Genomic DNA, 17846 nt, shown 5'->3' with positions numbered 1-17846 from the left:
TTGCCAGGGCGAGCGGGCAGCGATGGCCGCACACGGAGACGAAACACATGCACGATACCCGCGCGATTGCCTCGCACTTCGGTTGGTTCAAGCGCCGCCGCCAACTGCAACTGGCCGAGGTCACCGTGGTGGATCGCGGCATGCTGCGCAAGGCCGTGGGCGCCGCCGCATTGGGTAATGCGATGGAGTGGTTCGACTTCGGCGTGTACGGCTATCTGGCGGTGACCCTGGGGCAGGTGTTCTTCCCGGCCAGTAATCCCACCGCGCAGCTGATCGCCACTTTTGCCACCTTCACCGTTGCGTTTCTGGTGCGGCCGATCGGCGGGCTGGTGTTCGGCCCGCTCGGCGACCGCTATGGGCGGCAGAAGGTGCTGGCGGCGACCATGATCCTGATGGCGCTGGGCACCTTCAGCATCGGCCTGATTCCGTCCTACGCCAGGATCGGTCTGTGGGCACCGGCGCTGCTGTTGCTGGCGCGGCTGTTGCAGGGGTTCTCCACCGGCGGCGAATACGGCGGCGCGGCGACCTTCATTGCCGAATACGCCACCGACCGCAATCGCGGATTGATGGGCAGCTGGCTGGAATTTGGCACCCTGGGCGGCTACATCGCCGGCGCCGCCACGGTGACGGCGCTGCACATGACGGTGACCCAGGCACAGATGCTCGATTGGGGCTGGCGGGTGCCGTTCCTGATTGCCGGCCCGTTGGGGCTGCTGGGCCTGTACATGCGCATGAAACTGGAAGAAACCCCCGCATTTCGCGCCTATACCGAGCAATCCGAACAACGCGAACGCGCAACCGCCGCGCAGGGCCTGCTGACCATGCTGCGCCTGCATTGGCCGCAATTGCTCAAGTGCGTGGGTCTGGTGCTGGTCTTCAACGTCACCGACTACATGCTGCTGACCTACATGCCCAGCTATCTCAGCGTCACCATGGGCTATGCGGAGAGCAAGGGCCTGTTGCTGATCATCCTGGTGATGCTGGTGATGATGCCGCTCAACATCGTCGGCGGCCTGTTCAGCGACAGGCTGGGACGCCGGCCGATGATCATCGGCGCCTGCATCGCGTTGTTCGCGCTGGCCATCCCCTGCCTGCTGCTGATCGGCAGCGGCCATGACGGGCTGATCTTCGCCGGCCTGATGCTGCTCGGTCTGGCGCTGGTGTGCTTCACCAGTTCGATGCCGTCCACGTTGCCGGCGCTGTTCTACACCCCGGTGCGCTACAGCGCGTTGTCGATCGCCTTCAACGTGTCGGTGTCGTTGTTCGGCGGCACCACGCCGCTGGTCACCGCCTGGTTGGTGGAGCGCAGCGGCGACCCGCTGGTGCCGGCCTACTACCTGATGGGTGCGGCGGCGATCGGCCTGGTGACCATGCTGTTCGTGCGCGAAACTGCCGGCCTGCCGCTGCGCGGCTCGCCGCCGGCGGTGGCCAGCGATGCCGAGGCACGCGCCCTGCTGCGCGCCGACAGCCCGGTGACGGTGGATGCGCAGCTGCCCGGCAGCACGGCGCCGTCCATCGGCCAGGCACGGACAGCGTAAGCGGGCTCGGCGCGCGCGACCGGGCCATCGACGCTCCGCCGGGGCGGACGGCGCGCAAGGCCGCGAGTCCGAGACAGCGGTGGCGACCGTGCACGCCGCAATGCCAATGCGTACCTGCAGTTGCCGCCGCTAGCGCAGCACGCCACCGCCGCCGTCGGACCGCTCGGGGCTGCGCATGTCGGCCGAGGGCATGCCTTCGCCGGTTTCCACATAGCGTTTGAGGCTGCTGCCCAGGAAGAAGCGCCAGCCGCGCGCGCAGACGTCCTTGCAGGGCGAGTCGCGATAGCCGGAGTGTTCGAACTCCACCTGCGTGCCCTGGCTGGTGGAATGCAGATCGAAGCGCATCACCGTGCCCTTCCAGGCGTCGGTATCGAGCATGTTGGAGGCGTGGCAGCGCCAGCGCACCAGGCGGTAGTCGGCACCGTCGTCGATGCTCAACTCCACCCGCCAGCCCTGCCGGCTCCAGTCCAGCTGCACCCGGTCCTCGACCAGGCTCACCTCGCGCGTCCACCAGCAAGCCAGCTGCAAGGGCTCGGACAACGCGGCGCAGACCACTTCCGGCGCGGCCGCGATGACGATGCTGTGGTGGATCGCACGATTCATCTGACCGGCATTGGCGACGTGAATCCCGATGATGGCCCATTTTGCCAGCCAGTTGCAGAATGATTTTTTTTGACTGCCGGGTTCGCTCGTCCGGCGCTCACATGGCGCTGGGTACCATCGGCGCAAGCCCCCAACGACGAAGAACAGGCATGACGACGCTTCCGATCCCGGTGATGGACGTTGCCGCGCAACGCGATCTGGCCACCGCGCACGCGCTGTTGGAAAACCCCGGCGTGGCGGCCCGACTGGCCAATGCGCTGGGCGCGCCGATCGAGAACCTGATGACCCGGCGGCTGCCGACACTGGTCACCCGCAGCATCGACGGTGTCACCCGCCGCGCGCTGCAGGTGGCGATGAAATCGGCGTTACTGAGCCTGCGCGGCAAGACCGATCTGCAGCAGCCCGCGTCCACCGCACGCCACACCATGGCGGTGGCTGTGGCCGGTGGCGCGGGCGGATTCTTCGGCCTGCCTGGGCTGGTGGTGGAACTGCCGGTGACCACCACGGTGATGCTGCGCTCCATCGCCGATATCGCCCGTTCCGAGGGCGAATCGCTGCACGATCCGGAAACCGCACTGGCCTGTCTGGAAGTGCTGGCGCATGGCGGGCGCAGCGTCGGCGACGACGGCGCCGAATCGGGCTACTTCGCGGTCCGCGCCGCGATGGCGCAACAACTCAGCGCTGCGGCGCATTACGTTGCCGCGCACGGGTTTGCCAGCAAGGGCGCACCGGTGCTGGTGTCGCTGGTGTCGCGCGTTGCGGCCAAGTTCTCGGTCAATGTCGGCGAAAAACTCGCCGTGCAGGCGGTGCCGCTGGTCGGTGCGGTGAGCGGCGCAACGCTCAATACGGTGTTCATGCGCCACTTCCAGGCGATGGCGCGCGGGCACTTCATCGTGCGTCGGCTGGAGCGGCGTTATGGCGAAGATGCGGTGCGACGTGCGTATGAGGCATTGCCTGCGGCGCGTTGAACTCTCCATGACCAAACCCTTTTCGCCAGCCTCTGCGCGCAACCGTGACCCGATCCTGGAGGTGCTGCGCAGACACCTTGCCGGTCGACATCACGTGCTGGAAATCGGTGCGGGGACCGGGCAGCACGCGGTGCATTTTGCGGCCGCAATGCCGTGGTTGCGCTGGCAGGCCAGCGATCATGCCGATCATCTGCCGGGAATGACGCAGTGGCTGGACGAGGCGGCACTGCCGAATACGCCGCCACCGATTGCATTGCAGGCAGTGTTGACGCCGACAACGGGCCTGGCGCCCACGCCGCCATTGCCGCCCGCGCAGGCAGGCGAGCCTGCCGGCTATGACGCCGTCTACAGTGCCAATACCTTGCACATCATGGGCTGGCCGCAGGTGCAGGCGTTGTTTGCCGGGCTGCCGGCGGTGATGGCGCCGGATGCGCTGCTGGTGGTGTACGGGCCGTTCAACCGCGAGGGCCAATTCACCAGCCAGAGCAATCGCGCATTCGATGCGATGTTGCGCGAGCGCGACCCTGCATCGGGGATTCGCGATGCCGAAGCGGTGGATGCGTTGGCGGCGTCGGTGGGCTTGCAGTTGCTCGACGACGTGGCGTTGCCGGCGAACAACTGTTGCCGGGTGTGGTCGCGTCAGTCGCGTTGAATGTGTCGCCGAGAGATTGCTGATATTGCAGCGCCGCTGTTTCCAGTGGAGTGCAAAGGCCCTGGAAAGCGCGCCACACGCGGGCCTGCGCTGATGAAATGGCCGTGCGCTGCGGCAGTCAGCGCCTGCGTCGTTCCAGCCACCACAGTGCTGCGGCCAGCGTGAGCCAGGCCAGCAGCCAGGGCCAGCGGGTACCGGGTAGCGATGTGGGCGTGCCGACGCTTGCACGCGCGTCGATGGCGGCCATCGCAACGGTGGCGTCGCGGGTTTGCTGGGTGTACAGCGCGGAGGCATCGCCGGGCGCGCGGATATAGAGCCAGCGGTGTTCGGTGCCGGTCTGCAGACGATGCCAGCCTGCGCTGGTCGGCCAGTAGGCGGCGCAGGCCCGGGCGCCGCTGGCGGGATCGATCAGCAGCGCCTGGGAGTGACCGGTGGGGTCGGTGACATGTGCGTCTGCGGCGACACCGCACAGCGCCATGCGTTGGTGCGACCAGCCTGTCTGCACCGCAGCGGGCGCCGTGCCGCCGGCGCGGGCGACCGCACCGAACAGCTGCGCCCACAGCGCGGCATGCAGGTCGCCGCGGCCGGCCAGGACCAGGGCGAAGCTGTCTTCGACCAGGCCGATGCCGATGCGACCGCGGCCTTGCTGGCGCCACCAGCCCAACGCGCTGCCGTCGTCTGCGCGTGCGGCGATCACGGCGTCGGCGTCCTGCGGTTGCAGGTCGCGGCGTTGCAGGGCCGGCAGTGGCGTGGCGCCGGCTGGCGCTGCGGCGGGATTGGTGGAGCCGGGCGCTGCCAGCGCCAGTGGCGCGGCGACCGCGGCGCTGCTGCTGCCGCCTGTCACCGCCAGGCCCAGCGCGCCGAGCGCGGCGCGAGTGGCAGCATCCAGGGGGCCGTCGGTGCGGACCAGTACGCCCAGGCCGCGGCCGATCGCAGCGCGCAGGCCCTGGCGCTGCGCGTTGCCCAGGGTCAGCAGGCGGCGCTGGTCGATGACCAGCAGGTCCAGCGTGTCCAGGCTGGCCGCGTCCAACGCGGCCGCCTCGCCCAGCTGCATGCCGGGGCCGACGGCGATCTGGCTGCGCACCTGTATGCCGGCATCGCTGGCCCAGCGGCGCAGGTATTTCAGGTCCGGCTGCGGGGCGCCGGCCAGCATCAGCACGCGTGCGGACGGCGCTGCGGCGATCAGCACCGGCACCTGCACGCGGCTGCGTTCTGCGCCTGCGCCATCGCGCAGGCGCAGCGCGAACAGCACCTGCCCGGGTGCGCGCGCCAGGCCACGCAGACGCACCTGGCCGGCCGCATCGGCGGCGGCGGTGTCGACCACCTGCCCGGCCGGATCCAGCAACTCCACCCGCGCGCCCGGCAGGCCCTGTACGCGGGCGGTGATCGCGATGCGTTCGCCTGGCGCGACCGGGGGCGGCGTGGCGACGGCGACCAGGCCGGCCGGCGCCGGGGTCAGCGCCAGCCGTACCGGGATGCGCAGGGTGTCGCGGTCGCGTGCGGGCAGGCCGCTGCCATGCACGACCAGCGCGGTGGTGCCGGGCGCACGCCGCAACGCGGTGGCCAGGTCCGGCATGCGTGTCACGCCCGGCAAGGCGGGCGCTTCGGGCAAGGCGACCCACTGCGCGGCCTCCACCGGGATCTGACCGGCCCTGGTGCCGGCGGTCGCGACATGCAGCTCGCTCGCACTGCCGGCGCGTGGCGGTGGCAGCAGCACCGGGTAGAGCAGGCCGGCGAGCAGCGGCTGGGCGGCGAGCAACAGCCACAGGCGCAAGCGCGCATGGGGTTGCCGCGCGTGCGCGCGCAGCAGCCGCCACCAGCTCACCATCACGACCAGCAGCAAAACACTGCCGACCAGCCAGGACAGCGAGAGCGTCATGGCTGCGGCTCCTGGCGACGTGCATCCGCAGAGCGCTGGCCACCCCAACGCGGCGGCGCGGCGTGCCTACCCGGCCGCCACAAGCACTCCATCGCCAGCGGCAACCGCAGGGCCTTGCCGGCGTGCAAAAGTGGCGAGAGGTTCATGGCCTGGCTCCAGGTACGCCACATCCAGGGCGCGCTGGAGTTGGCGCGACGGTGCGCCAGGCAACGGCGACTGTCGTCTGCCGGGGCAGTAACAGCATCATGGCTGCGGCTCCCGGCGCAGAGCATCCAGATAGCGCTGGCCGCGCGCGTCCGGCGCGGCGCGGCGGTGCAGCGGGGCCGGTGGGGCGATGAGCGTGCGCCAGACCTGGGCGCGTAGCTGGGCGCGGCAGCTGGCGCAATCGGGTTCGGCACGCAGGGTTTCCACCGCCGCGGCCAGGCCCAGCGGATCCTGCAGGCGCTCCTGCTGGGTCTGCAGCCACTGCGCGTAGCGGGCCAGGGTGGCGTCCGGTACCGGGGTCTGGTCGCCGAGGGCGTCCCACAGCTGCAGCGCGGACGGGTCCGGATCCGGGCGGCTGTCCAGGCCGGCGGCACGGTCGCCCAGGCCGGCGCGGTCGCCGCTCAGGCGGCGGCCGGGGTCGATCGGCGGCAGTTGCGTGCCGACCCGCGCCAGGTAGATGCGTTCGGCCTGCTGCACCTGCTTGATGAAGCCCAGCGCCTTGTTGGCAAACGGCAGGGCACGCTCGGGGTGGCCCTGGCGCAGCTCGCCCTCGGACTGCCACATCTGGTCCAGCGCGGCGCGCAGCAGCGCGCGGGTCTGCGGGTCGAGCAAGGTGGCGGCTTCGGCATGGTCGTGGGTGTGCCCGAACTCGGACAGCACATCCTGCGCCTGGCCGAAGCCGCTGCGTTCGGGCCCGCCGTCGCCGTGCGCATGGTCGTGGTCGTCCAGCGCGGCGGCGCCGGCCTCGGATGCGGCGGCGTGGTCGTGGTCGTGCGCGTCATGCCCGTGTTCGTCCCGGGCGGGCGCGGGCGCCGCCGCCGCAGGGGCGGCCGGTGCATCCGCGGTGGGCATGTCGGCGGTGGGTAGATCATCGGCCGGGGCGTCGCTGGTCGGTGGCGCGTCGGCGGTCGGCGGGCCCTTGGGCGCGCCTTCGCTCTCTTCGCCCAGGAACTGGCCGTAGCGCAGCCGCAGCAGGCGCTGGTCCACGCCGATGGCGTCGGCGCGCTTGAGGTAGGTGGCCGGGTCCAGGCGCGGTTTTTCCTTCAGCAGCGCCTCGGCGTCGATGATGATCTGGCGCTGGCTGCGGAAGTAGGCCGGCAAGGTCTGCTTGACACTGGCTTCCAGGCCGGCGGCCATGGTCTGCTCCGGCGGTGGCCAGCGCAGGATCACGCTGGCGCTGCGGCCTTCCTGTGGCCTGGGCTGGCGGGTGTCGTGGACGATCAACTGGGCGATCAGGTCGTCGCCGGCGGCCATGCCCAGCGCCTGCGGCTGCAGCGTGGTGGAAAAGCCGCGCTGCCGGGCCGGGCCGCTGCCGCTGAGCGTGCGGCGCTGGGTGGTGAAGGTGATGTTCTCGCCGCTGCCCTGGGCCAGGGTCAGGCGCAGCTCGGCGCTGGCGGCCACCGCGTAGTCGTCGCTGGCCTCGAAGCGCAGCGTCCAGCCGCCATTGGCGGGCGTCCACAGCACCAGGCTCTGTTCGGGCGCCAGCACGCGCACCTGCGGTGGGCGGTCCGGCAGCACGTCGAGGCGGTGCAGCCGGCGGTCGGCCGGCGCGCCGTCGATGAGGATGCGGTACAGGCTGGCGCGTTCGGCGACCCACTGGCCCTGCCATCGATCGGTACTGCCTTGCCGGGCCAGCGTGATGCTGCGGCCGTCACTGAGCCGCAGCGCCACGCTGCGCGGGGCCGGGTTGACCTGCAGCTGCCAGTGCAGCCGGGTGCCGGCCGGCACGCGCGCATCCAGGCCGGGCAGGCGGGTGGGCGGCAGGCCGGTGTAGGCGGGCGGGGTGCTGTGCAGCCGCGCCTGACCCAGCGTGGGGGCACCGGGGCCGGCACCGGCGGCGGCGATCCGGTCCTTGCCCGCCGTGGGCCGGTGGGCGGAGTGCGGCCACAGCAGCACGGCGGCGCAGGCGAGCAGGCCGAGCAGGCCCCACGGCCAGCCGCGCCGCCACGGCCAGGCCGGGCGCAGATCGCGCGGCGTGCTGCGCAGGCGCTGTTGCAGGCGCTGGCGTTGCAGGGCCTGCAACGGGCCGAGCTGCCCGGGCGGGGCGAACAGCAGGTCGCTGCTGTCTTCCAGATCCGCATCGCGGTCCAGCCGGCGGATCAGCCAGGCCTGGTCCAGCCGGCGTGCCGCCAGCACTGCCATGCCGAGCAGCACCAGCAGGCCCGGAAGCAATAAAGGCAGGATCGCCAGCTGCGCACCGGCGCGCCACGCCAGCAGCGCCGGCAGCACGGCCAGCGGCAGCCCGCACAGCAGCACGCCTGCGGCCTGCCGTCGCCGCGCGGCCTGCCATGCGCGGTGCAGCGCCGGCGTGCTCATGCCGCGGTGCCCCGGCGGGGCGCGGTGGCCAGCCAGCGTTCGATCGCAAACAGCAACAGCACCAGGCCGATCAGCCATGGCGCCAGCGACCAGGGGGCGCTGGCCAGGCGGATGGCGGGGCCGCGTTGCGGCTGCTGGGTCTGCGCCAGCGCGCGCTGTGGTGCGGGCGTCGGCTGCAGCGCGTCGTGCAGCCGGGTAGGGAAATCGGCATCCAGCAGCGCCGGCAGCTGTTGCGGTTGCAGTGGCGCGGCCCAGCGCAGCAGGCGGCCGCGGCCGACGGCGCTGGCGTCGATCAGCGGGGCGCCGTGTGCATCCTGCAGCAGCGGTTGCAGCGGGTTGGCGAGTGCGGGCGGGGCCGGCGTCTGCGCCGCGAGCAGCAGTTGCCCGCCGGCGGCGACCCAGGCGATGACCGGTGCCGGCGGTGGCCGCTGCGACAGCCAGGCCACCACCGTGCCGGCCGGCCAGCGTGCCGGCGCGGCGTCCGCGGGCGTGCCCACCGGCAGTGCGCCGGGCAGTGCCCAGGCGGCATGGACGGCGCGCAGATAACGCAGGGCCGGGTCGGCGGGAGCGTCGGCGATGGCCTGCAGCCGCAACGGTGGAACGGCCGCCACGGCGGCCGCCGGCGACTGGCCGGGCAACACCTGCCAGCGCACCTCGCGCGACAGCTGCAGGCGTTGCGCATCCAGCGGACCCCATTGGTTCGGCACGATCACGCTGAGCGCGGTGTCCGGCGGCAGGCTGGCATCGAGTTCGCGCAGCAGGCTGCCGACCGGCTGCGCGGTGCCGGCAGCTGGAAGCGCCGCATCGGCATCGACCGGCGGGAACCCCGGCGCCAGCCACACCCATTGCGCGTTGGCCGCGTGGTTGAGGGTGCGTGCAGCGGCCAGATCCACCCCAGGGCTCACCGCGATGCGCGGGCGCGCCTGCCGGTGCTCGCGCAACGCCGGCTCGGCCAGCAGCAGCGCCATGGCGGCCAGCAACAGCAGGCGCACCAGCAGCAGCGGCCATTCGTCGAATCGAACGCGGTGCCGGGGGCGCGGCAGCGCGCGCAGCCAGCGCAGTGCGGCAAAGTCGGTGGGGCGGTGTTCGCTGCGTCGGGCCAGATGGATCAGCAACGGCAGCAGCAACGCGGCCAACGCGGCCAGGCCGGCGGGGAACAGCAGGAGCAGGTTCACCGCTGCGCCCCCTCCGCTGCGGCGGTCGCGCCGGTGCGCCGGCTCATCGCCGCGCACCGTGCGCAAACAACGCGCGCAATGCCGCATCCGGTGGCGCATCCAGGTAATGCACCGCGTGCGCAATGCCGGCGGCCTGCCAGCGCGCCTGCAGCGCGCGCTGGGCCGCGCCGAAGCGTTGCAGATACGCCGCGCGCATCGCGGCGCCATCGCCAAGCAGTTCTTCGCCGGTTTCCGGGTCGCGGAAGCGATGCCCGCCGTTGAAAGGGAAATCGCGTTCGTCGCAGGTCAGCACCTGCAGCTGCATCACCTCGCGGCGTGCGGCGGCGAGTTTTTCCAGCGCGCCGACCAATTCTTCGTCGAAGCCATCGCCGATCGACAGCACCAGCGCATGTGCGGCGATGCGTTCCCATAGCGGACGCACGGCGTCCATGCCCGGCCAGCGCCCACCGGCGCGCAGCCCGTGCAAGGCCAGCCAGAGCCGGTCGCGCTGGCGCGGCCCGCCAGCGGCTGGCACGGCCACCAGGCCACCGCCATGCACGGCGAACAGGCCGACCCGGTCGCCCTGGTGCAGCGCGACGTCGGCTGCGCACGCGGCCAGGGTCGCCATCGCCTGCAGGCGCGTGTCGTGCGGGCGCGCCTGATCGGCCTGGCCGGCGGAGGCGGTGGCATCGAGCAACAACCACAGCGTCAGCGGACTCTCGCGTTCTGCTTCGCGCACGAAGAAGCGGTCCGAGCGGGCGTAGAGCTTCCAGTCGATCTGGCGCAATGCATCGCCGGGTTCGTAAGCGCGGTATTGCGAGAATTCCAGCCCGGCGCCGCGGCTGCGGCTGGCGTGCTGGCCGATCCCCTGCGCGCCCTGCGCATGCCGCGCACGCAGCTGCAGGCCGCGCAGGCGGCTGCGCAGCTCGGCGGAAATCAGCGCCGGCACGTCCACGCTCACGCCGCTACGTGCCTCACGCCGGGAACGGCACGGCGCGCAGTAGCGTGGCGACCACATCGTCGGCGCTGCGTTGTTCGGCCTCGGCGGCGAACGACAGCAACAGGCGATGGCGCATCACCGGCGCGGCCAGCGCGGTGACATCCTCGCGGGTGGCGGCAAAGCGGCCATGCAGCAACGCACGCGCCTTGGCCGCCAGCACCAGCGATTGCCCGGCGCGCGGGCCGGCGCCCCATTTGATCCACTGGCGCACGTCCTCGCTGGCCTGCGGGCCGGGGCGGCTGGCGCGCACCAGGCGATTGATCCAGGTCAGCAGATCCGCGCCCACATGCACGTGCCGCACCTGTTGCTGCAGCGCCAGCACGCTGTCGGCGTCCATCACCTTGGGCACCTGCGCAGTGGTGGTGCCGGTGGTCTGGCTGAGGATGTCGCGCTCTTCCTGCTCGCTGGGGTAATCCACCCGCACATGCAGCAGAAAGCGGTCCAGCTGCGCTTCCGGCAACGGATAGGTGCCTGCCTGTTCGATCGGGTTCTGCGTGGCCAGCACGAAGAACGGCGCCGGCAACGCATAGGTGGTGCCGGCATAACTCACCGTGCGCTCGCTCATCGCCTCCAGCAGCGCGGCCTGGGTCTTGGGCGGGGTGCGATTGAGCTCGTCGGCCAGCAGCAGGTTGGTGAAGATGGGGCCCTGCTGGAACCGGAACTGCCGATGCCCGGTGCCGTGATCCTCTTCCAGCAACTCGGTGCCGAGAATGTCGCTGGGCATCAGGTCGGGGGTGAACTGCACGCGGCGGAACTGCAGCTCCAGCGCCTGCCCCAGCGAGCGCACCAGCAGCGTCTTGCCCAGGCCGGGCGCGCCTTCCAGCAGGCAGTGGCCGCCGGCCAGCAGGCCGATCAGCAGTTGCTCCACCACCGCGTCCTGGCCCACCACCGCCTGCGCCAGGGCCGCACGCAACGCGCCGAGTTGGGAGAGCTGCCGGGTAAGGATGTCGTCGCTGGGGGAAGTCATGGGGGAAGTCTCGTTATGGGACTGCTGGCGTAGGAGCGCGCTGGCGCGCGATGCGGAGTTACCGATAAAGCCTCGTCGCGCGCCAGCGCGCTCCTACGGATCGGTTTCAGTTGGTCAGCGCGTACATCACGATGTTCACTGCGAAGCGGGTGTTGTCTTCGGCCAGAAACCGCTTGTTGCGCCAGTCGTAATCCCATTCGCAGCCGTAATCCTTGTTGCTGTACAACACGCCGAGCCGGCCATCGATGCTGATACCCCTGAGATAATCGTGTACCAGATCGTCGCCCCAGCCATTGAGCTCGAAACTGGTGGCCGGCGGGCCGTCGGGGAATTTGAACAACGCGCTGTAGAGACGATGGTTGCTGGGCAATTTCTGCAACGCGCTCTTGCCGAAGATCGCCGCCATCTGCGCCTGGAACGAGGTGGCGAACAGGCCGTCGATATCGTGATTGCAATCGTCCACGAACACGAAACCGCCATTGCGCACATAGCGCTCGAAGTTGCGCCGCTCGGCCGGATTGAACTCCACCAGCTTGTGCCCGGACAGGTAGCAGAACGGTGCCTGCAACATGCGCGGATCGGCCAGGTCCAGCACGTGCTCCTGCGGGTCCACGCGCAGCTGGGTGTAGTCGATCAGCGAGGTGATCAGGTTGGACGGCATGCGCGCATCCACATCCCAATCGCCCGAATCGTAACGCAGCCGGGTGAACCAGAAATCGTAGTTGCCCGCCGCCCGCGCGCGCCGCGGTAACGCCAACGCAGCGACGCTACCGAGCAGCAATCCAAGGAAATGACGGCGCGTCGCGGGCGCCGCCAGGGTGTGTAGACCGGGAACGGGATGTGCAGGAAAACCATCGGGCCGCGAAGAGCTTGCTCCGCTCTCCCATTCCCGATTCCCCACTCCCGATTCCCGGCTCCGACTCACACCGCATCCGACAACGAGGTAAACGTAAAGTCGCGCAGCCGCATCGGCGGAATCATCATCACGTAGCTGGATTCATCGCCGGCCACGCGCACCGGCCTGCCCAACTCGTCGATGTTGTTGAGCATGATGATCGGCGATTCGTTGAAGCGGAAGTTCTTCACCGGGTACTTGATCTGCCCGTTCTCGATGTAGAAGGTGCCGTCGCGGGTCAGCCCGGTCAGCAGCACGGTCTGCGGGTCGACCATGCGGATGTACCAGGTCCGCGTGACCAGGACGCCCTTCTCGGTGCCGCGCACCAGCTCGGCGATGTTCTTGTCGCCGCCGGCCATCAGCAGGTTGCCCGGCTCGCCGACCGCGCGCTTGCCGTTCTTCTGCGCCCAGAACCGCGAATACTGCAGGTTGGCGATCTTGCCGTTTTCCACGATCGGCATCTTCTCGCGCGGCAGGCCTTCCTCGTCCCACGGCAGCACTGCTGCGCGTGCGTCCCACGGGTCGGCGGTGATGTTCACGCGCGGGTCGTAGACCTGCTCGCCCAGCTTGTTGCCGCCGCCCTTCTTGGACAGGAAGCTGCGGCCCTCGTCGGCCATGCGCGCGTCGAAGTAGCGCATCATGAAGGAAATCAAGCCTGCCGCCGCCGCCGGCTCCAGGATCACCGTGTACTTGCCCGGTTCCAGCGCCTTGGCTTCGGACGAGTCGCTGGCCTTGCGCATGGCGATGCGGATGTCCTGCTCGGCCTTGAAGTCGGCGGCATCCTTCAGGTTGCGCCCTACCCAACCCGAGCCGCGGCCGTCTTCGGTGCGCACGGTGCAGGTGTAGTCGAAACGCGCGCCACGCTGGTAGCCGAAGTTGCCCTTGCTGTTGGCGAATGCGGTAAAGCTCTGGCCATCTTCCAGGAAGCCGGCCGCGATCAATCCCTTGCCCTTGCACGGCGCGATCGAATCAGCAGCCACCTGCGCGCGGAACGCCGGGTCGATGGCGGCGGTGGAGTCGCTGAAGGTGGGGCTGGGTTTATAGGTCTGCTTGTCCACCGCCGGCATGAATTCCGGATTTTCCGGTGCCAGCCGCGCCAGGTCTTCGGCACGCCGCACCACGCGCTCCAACGCGGCGTCGTCGAACTCGTTGATGGTGGCGATGCCCACGCGCTTGCCGAACGCCACCTGCACCTGCAGGTCGGTGTTGTCGACGATGCCGCTGGTGGACACGTTGTTGAGTGCGAAACGGATATTGCCGTCGATCGAGCCGCTGAGCGTGGCGGTGCACTCGTCGGCCTTGGACAGTTTGATGACCTTGTCCAGGATGGCCTTGGCCTGCGCTTCGGTAAGGATGCTCATGTGGGTTTCTCCTGTCAGCCGAGCGAGCGGGCGGTGTTGATGACGTTGATGCCGTCGAAACGGGCGGTGGACGACCCATGCGAGACTGCCGAGGACTGGCTCGGCTGGCCCTTACCGTCGAAGAACGAGCCGCCCAGGCGGTAGTCGCGTTGATCGGCCACCGCGCTGCAGGCGTTCCAGAATTCCGGCGTGCGGATCTGGTAGGCCACGTCCTCGAGCATGCGGGTGATCGCGCCGTTCTTGATCTCGTAGAACAGCTGGCCACCGAACTGTGCGTTGTAGCGCTGCTGATCGATGGAGAACGAGCCGTCGCCGATGATGTAGATGCCGTTTTCGACGTTCTTGATCAACTCGCTCACGCTCAACGGTGTCTTGCCGGCGGCCAGCGACACATTGGCCATGCGCTGGAACTGCACGCTCGACCAGGAGTCGGCATAGCAGCATCCATCGGAGGCGGTCTTGCCGAGGATATGCGCCTGGTCGCGAATGGCTTGATAGTCCACCAGCTTGCCGTCGCGGATCAGGTCCCACTGCTTGGTCTTGACGCCTTCGTCGTCGTAGCCCACCGCGCCCAGGCTGCCGGGCTGGAGCTTGTCGGCCAGGATATGCACCTTGTCGCTGCCGTACTGGAAGCCGGCCTTGAGCTTGTCCAGCGTGGCGAAACTGGTGCCGGCGTAGTTCGCCTCGTAGCCAAGCACGCGGTCCAGCTCCAGCGGGTGGCCGACCGACTCGTGGATGGTGAGCCAGGTGTGCGAGGGGTCCAGCACCAGGTCGTACTTGCCCGGCTTCACCGACGGCGCCTTGAGCTTTTCCTGCGCTTGTTTGGCGGCGGCGATCGCGTCTTCCTTCATGTCGTAGGACAGGCCGTAATTGACCACGCCGTTGGGCGAGACGAACTTGCCCGAGGCGGCGCCATCCAGATATTCGTAACCCAGGCCCATCGGCGCGGACAAGCCGTCGCGGGTGCGGAACTTGCCGCTGGCCTTGTCGATGGCGGTCACGCTCAGCGGCGCCCAGATGCGGTGCACATCCTGGTCGATATACGAGCCGTCGGTGCTGGCGAAGTACTTCTGCTCGTTGACCACGAACAGCATCGAGTTGACGAAGTTGGCGCCGGCAGCGGTGGCGGCAGCATTCACGCCCAGCAGCAGGTCCACCTTGTCCTTGATCGGCACTTCCATTGCGTTCTTGCTTATCGGCGTCTTCCAGCTGACCTCGCCCACGCCCGGCGTCGGCGCCAGTTGCACCGGCGTGCCCTGCACCTTGGCATTGGCCTTGGCGATCGCGGCGGCCTGCGCCGCGGCCCTGGCCACGCCCTGTTCGGTGAGCGCGTTGGTGGCGGCAAAGCCCCAGGCGCCGGCCACCAGGACGCGCACGCCCGCACCGATGGATTCGGTGTTGACCACGTTCTGCACCTTGTCCTCGCGGGTGATGACGAACTGGCGCAGATAGCGGCCGATGCGCACATCGCAATAGCTCGCACCGGCCTGGCGCGCGGCGTTGAGGCCGGCATCGGCCAGGCGCTTCTTGCGGCCCACATCCAGTTGCGTCACCAACTGCTCGGCGGCGATGGCCTTGCCGAAGTAGGCGGGCACGATCAGCCCGCCCATGGTCAGCCCGGTCAGGGCCAGGAAATCACGTCGCTGCACGGCAACTCCCCAATGATCCCGCGCGGCGCGCAGGTAATGTGGTGACGCACAGATCGCTATCTGCGCGTATCGTCGATTCTTGCCGGGCGATGAATGCTGCGTCAAATGACTTTCGGCAGGGGTAGGCATGCAAACGCAACACGTGCATGAACCCGGTGGCACAACAGGCCTGCACATGTGGCGAGCGCGGCTGGCTGCGTGTGTTGCTGCGTCATCGCGTTGCCACGCAGTACGATCGATGCCACGCATGCCTTTCGCGCTGGCGATCGTGACATGCACGCGCGTGTGCCATCGCGCGCAGTCGTTGTTTCACATGGCCCACGGCGGCTAAAAACGAAGCGATGGTCTGCGGGCTTGCTGCAGGGCCCTTGCCCGCCCACCATCGCGGGACACGCTGCAAGTACGTCCCTGTAGGCTCTTACGCGGCATCCATGCCGCGTAAGGTCCCGCGACGGTGAGCGGGCAAGGACCTGTCGGGATGGTCGGTGTGTGTGTTTGCAAGCAGTGCATGACGAGCTCTGGTTGGATCACGGGGCGTTCGCTCAACCTCTCACCATTTTTCCATCGCAAGCCGAGCGACAGACCGGCCCCCAAAACCCAATCTACAAACATCTCGCCTGCGCACCGCAAGCCGAGCAACACGCTTTTCGAAAAAAACAGCCGATCAACTGTCTGGTGCGGTGTCCTTGCCGATTGCGGGACCGTGTGGCGGCATGGATGCCGCCACACGGTCCCGCGACGGTGGGCGGGCAAGGACCTGTCGAGATGATCGGTGTGCACAGTTAAGAGCGGTAAGAGCAGTGCGTGATGCGCGCTGTTCGATGCTGGTGCGCAAGCTCAATCTCTGGGGCACCGCGCCCTCGACCGACCAGTTTCTCTCAACCCAATGCGCGCGCGGTGTTGATCACGTTGATGCCGTCGAAGCGCGCCGTGGATGACCCATGCGAGACCGCCGACACCTGGCTGGGTTGGCCTTTGCCATCGAAGAACGAGCCGCCCAGGCGGAAATCGCGTTGATCGCAGACCGCGCTGCAGGCATTCCAGAATTCCGGCGTGCGGATCTGGTAGGCGCCGTCTTCCACCAGGCGCGTGACCTGGCCATTCTCGATTTCGTAGAACAACTGCCCGCCGAACTGCGCGTTGTAGCGCTGTTGATCGATCGAATACGACCCGCGCCCGTGGATGTACAACCCGCGCTCCACGTTCTTGATCATGTCGGCAACGGCCAACGGCGTCTTGCCCGCCGCCAGCGAGACATTGGGCATGCGCTGGAACTGCACGCTGGACCACGAGTCGGCATAGCTGCAGCCATCGGATGCGGTCTTGCCGAGCAGATGCGCCTGATCGCGCGTGCATTGGTAATCGACCAGGATGCCGTCCTTCACCAGCTCCCACTGCGTGCTCTTGACGCCCTCATCGTCGTAACCCACCGCGCCCAGGCTGCCGGGCCGGATGCGGTCGGCGACGAAGGTCACCGCATCGCTGCCCCAGCGGAAACCGGCATCGCGCTTGTCCAGCGTGGCGAAACTGGTGCCGGCGTAGTTGGCCTCGTAACCGAGCACGCGATCGAGCTCGAGCGGATGACCGACCGACTCGTGGATGGTGAGGAACAGATTGCTCGGGTCGATCACCAGATCGTATTTGCCGGCCTTCACCGACGGTGCGGTGAGTTTGGCGCGCGCCTGCCTGGCGGCGGCGATCGCATCTTCGCGCGCATCGTAGCTGTGGCCGTAGCCGATCAGCCCGCCTGGCAGCTGGTGCTTCTGGCCGGCATCGCCGTCGAGATATTCGTAGCCCATGCCCATCGGTGAGGACAGCCCGTCGCGGGTGCGGAACGTGCCGCTGGCCTTGTCCACCGCGGTGACGGTGAACGGCAGCCACAACCGGTGCACGTCCTGATCGATGTAGGAGCCGTCGCTGCTGGCGAAATACTTCTGCTCGTTGATCGCAAACAGGCGCGATGCCACGAACGTGGCGCCGGCATTGAGCGCGGCCGCGTTGACGTCCATCAGCAGCGCCACCTTGTCCTGCAGCGGCACTTCCATCGCGTTCTTCCTGATCGGCGTCTTCCAGCTGACCTGCCCGGCCGGCGTCACCGGCGCCAGCCGCACCGGCGCACCGCCCAGCCGCGCGTTGGCCTTGGCGATCGCCACCGCGTGGCGCGTGGCGGTGGCCACGCCATCGCTGGTCAGCGTGTTGGTGGCCGCAAAGCCCCACGCGCCATCGGCCAGCACGCGCACGCCCACCCCGCTGGATTCGGCGTTGACCACGTTCTCCACCTGCGCCTCGCGGGTGATCACGAACTGGCGCAGATAACGGCCCACGCGCACATCGCAATAACTGGCACCGGCCGCCTTGGCCGTGGTCAGCGCGGTATCGGACAAGCGCCGGCTGCGCGCGGCATCGTTGGGAGCGAGCAACTGCTCGGCCGCGATCAGGCGCGTGTGCGGCAGCAGCAACCCGGCAGCACCGATGCCGGACAAGGTGAGGAAGGTACGACGGTCCAATGCGACTCTCCCGTGCAAGACGACACGACCCGGCCGCCCTCGATCGGTGAGGTTCCATGTTGCCAAGCCGTTGGTCAAGTGATTGACGACCTCGCCAAGTGCTTCTGTCGACTCCCCACAATTCAATGCCAGCTAAAACTAGAGGTCTGCGGT

13 protein-coding genes are annotated in these 17846 nt (G+C 68.8%); 3 read left to right on the top strand and 10 right to left on the bottom strand.

All coding sequences use genetic code 11. The annotated features are described in order from the left end of the window. Positions 1 to 47 precede the first annotated feature (47 nt). Complete coding sequence (proP, locus tag XaplCFBP3123_RS18150; protein WP_104535304.1) at positions 48 to 1538, top strand: glycine betaine/L-proline transporter ProP; 1491 nt, start codon at positions 48 to 50, stop codon at positions 1536 to 1538. Positions 1539 to 1667: 129 nt separating this feature from the next. Here the strand turns inward: proP and XaplCFBP3123_RS18145 are convergent, their stop codons facing one another. Then, positions 1668 to 2141 carry an SRPBCC family protein gene (locus XaplCFBP3123_RS18145; RefSeq protein ID WP_104535303.1) on the bottom strand — a complete coding sequence of 158 codons (474 nt, stop codon included), beginning with the start codon at positions 2139 to 2141 and terminating at the stop codon, positions 1668 to 1670. A gap of 173 nt (positions 2142 to 2314) precedes the next feature. Here XaplCFBP3123_RS18145 and XaplCFBP3123_RS18140 point away from each other — a divergent pair, with 173 nt between their 5' ends. Further along, a complete protein-coding gene (locus XaplCFBP3123_RS18140) occupies positions 2315 to 3109 on the top strand; it encodes an EcsC family protein (protein WP_104535408.1) in 795 nt (264 codons plus the stop codon). Positions 3110 to 3116: 7 nt separating this feature from the next. Then, positions 3117 to 3761, top strand: a complete 645-nt coding sequence (locus XaplCFBP3123_RS18135; RefSeq protein ID WP_104535302.1) for a DUF938 domain-containing protein — start codon at positions 3117 to 3119, stop codon at positions 3759 to 3761. A 118-nt stretch (positions 3762 to 3879) separates the two neighbouring features. Here XaplCFBP3123_RS18135 and XaplCFBP3123_RS18130 read toward each other — a convergent pair whose 3' ends face one another. From XaplCFBP3123_RS18130 to XaplCFBP3123_RS18085, 9 genes are all read right to left on the bottom strand, one after another. Beyond that, the gene (locus XaplCFBP3123_RS18130) at positions 3880 to 5640 is read right to left on the bottom strand and encodes a hypothetical protein (protein WP_104535301.1); all 1761 of its coding nucleotides are present in this window, start codon (positions 5638 to 5640) and stop codon (positions 3880 to 3882) included. Positions 5641 to 5883: 243 nt separating this feature from the next. After that, complete coding sequence (locus XaplCFBP3123_RS18125) at positions 5884 to 8160, bottom strand: hypothetical protein (RefSeq protein ID WP_172453357.1); 2277 nt, start codon at positions 8158 to 8160, stop codon at positions 5884 to 5886. Further along, positions 8157 to 9335: a BatA domain-containing protein gene (locus XaplCFBP3123_RS18120; RefSeq protein ID WP_172453356.1), complete on the bottom strand. Its 1179-nt coding sequence runs from the start codon at positions 9333 to 9335 to the stop codon at positions 8157 to 8159. The genes XaplCFBP3123_RS18125 and XaplCFBP3123_RS18120 overlap by 4 nt, the downstream gene beginning before the upstream one ends. A gap of 43 nt (positions 9336 to 9378) precedes the next feature. Then, complete coding sequence (locus XaplCFBP3123_RS18115; protein WP_104535299.1) at positions 9379 to 10275, bottom strand: DUF58 domain-containing protein; 897 nt, start codon at positions 10273 to 10275, stop codon at positions 9379 to 9381. Positions 10276 to 10288: 13 nt separating this feature from the next. Further along, positions 10289 to 11281, bottom strand: a complete 993-nt coding sequence (locus tag XaplCFBP3123_RS18110; protein WP_104535298.1) for an AAA family ATPase — start codon at positions 11279 to 11281, stop codon at positions 10289 to 10291. Positions 11282 to 11387: 106 nt separating this feature from the next. Continuing rightward, on the bottom strand, positions 11388 to 12206 hold the full coding sequence (locus tag XaplCFBP3123_RS18105; RefSeq protein WP_104535297.1) for a DUF4159 domain-containing protein: 819 nt from the start codon (positions 12204 to 12206) through the stop codon (positions 11388 to 11390). Continuing rightward, entirely contained in the window at positions 12203 to 13537 is a 1335-nt protein-coding gene (locus XaplCFBP3123_RS18100) for a TldD/PmbA family protein (protein ID WP_104535296.1), read from the bottom strand. Before XaplCFBP3123_RS18100 ends, XaplCFBP3123_RS18105 begins: the two co-directional genes overlap by 4 nt. 14 nt (positions 13538 to 13551) lie before the next feature. Next, positions 13552 to 15186, bottom strand: a complete 1635-nt coding sequence (locus XaplCFBP3123_RS18095; protein ID WP_172453355.1) for a TldD/PmbA family protein — start codon at positions 15184 to 15186, stop codon at positions 13552 to 13554. 878 nt (positions 15187 to 16064) lie between these two features. Further along, positions 16065 to 17693 carry a TldD/PmbA family protein gene (locus XaplCFBP3123_RS18085; protein ID WP_172453354.1) on the bottom strand — a complete coding sequence of 543 codons (1629 nt, stop codon included), beginning with the start codon at positions 17691 to 17693 and terminating at the stop codon, positions 16065 to 16067. Between the last annotated feature and the right edge of the window lie 153 nt (positions 17694 to 17846).

Source organism: Xanthomonas arboricola pv. populi, assembly GCF_002939945.1.
GTDB classification, from domain to species: domain Bacteria; phylum Pseudomonadota; class Gammaproteobacteria; order Xanthomonadales; family Xanthomonadaceae; genus Xanthomonas; species Xanthomonas arboricola_A.
The sequence above is the reverse complement of the archived record's forward strand: the minus strand, read 5'-3'. Positions and strand labels throughout refer to the sequence as shown.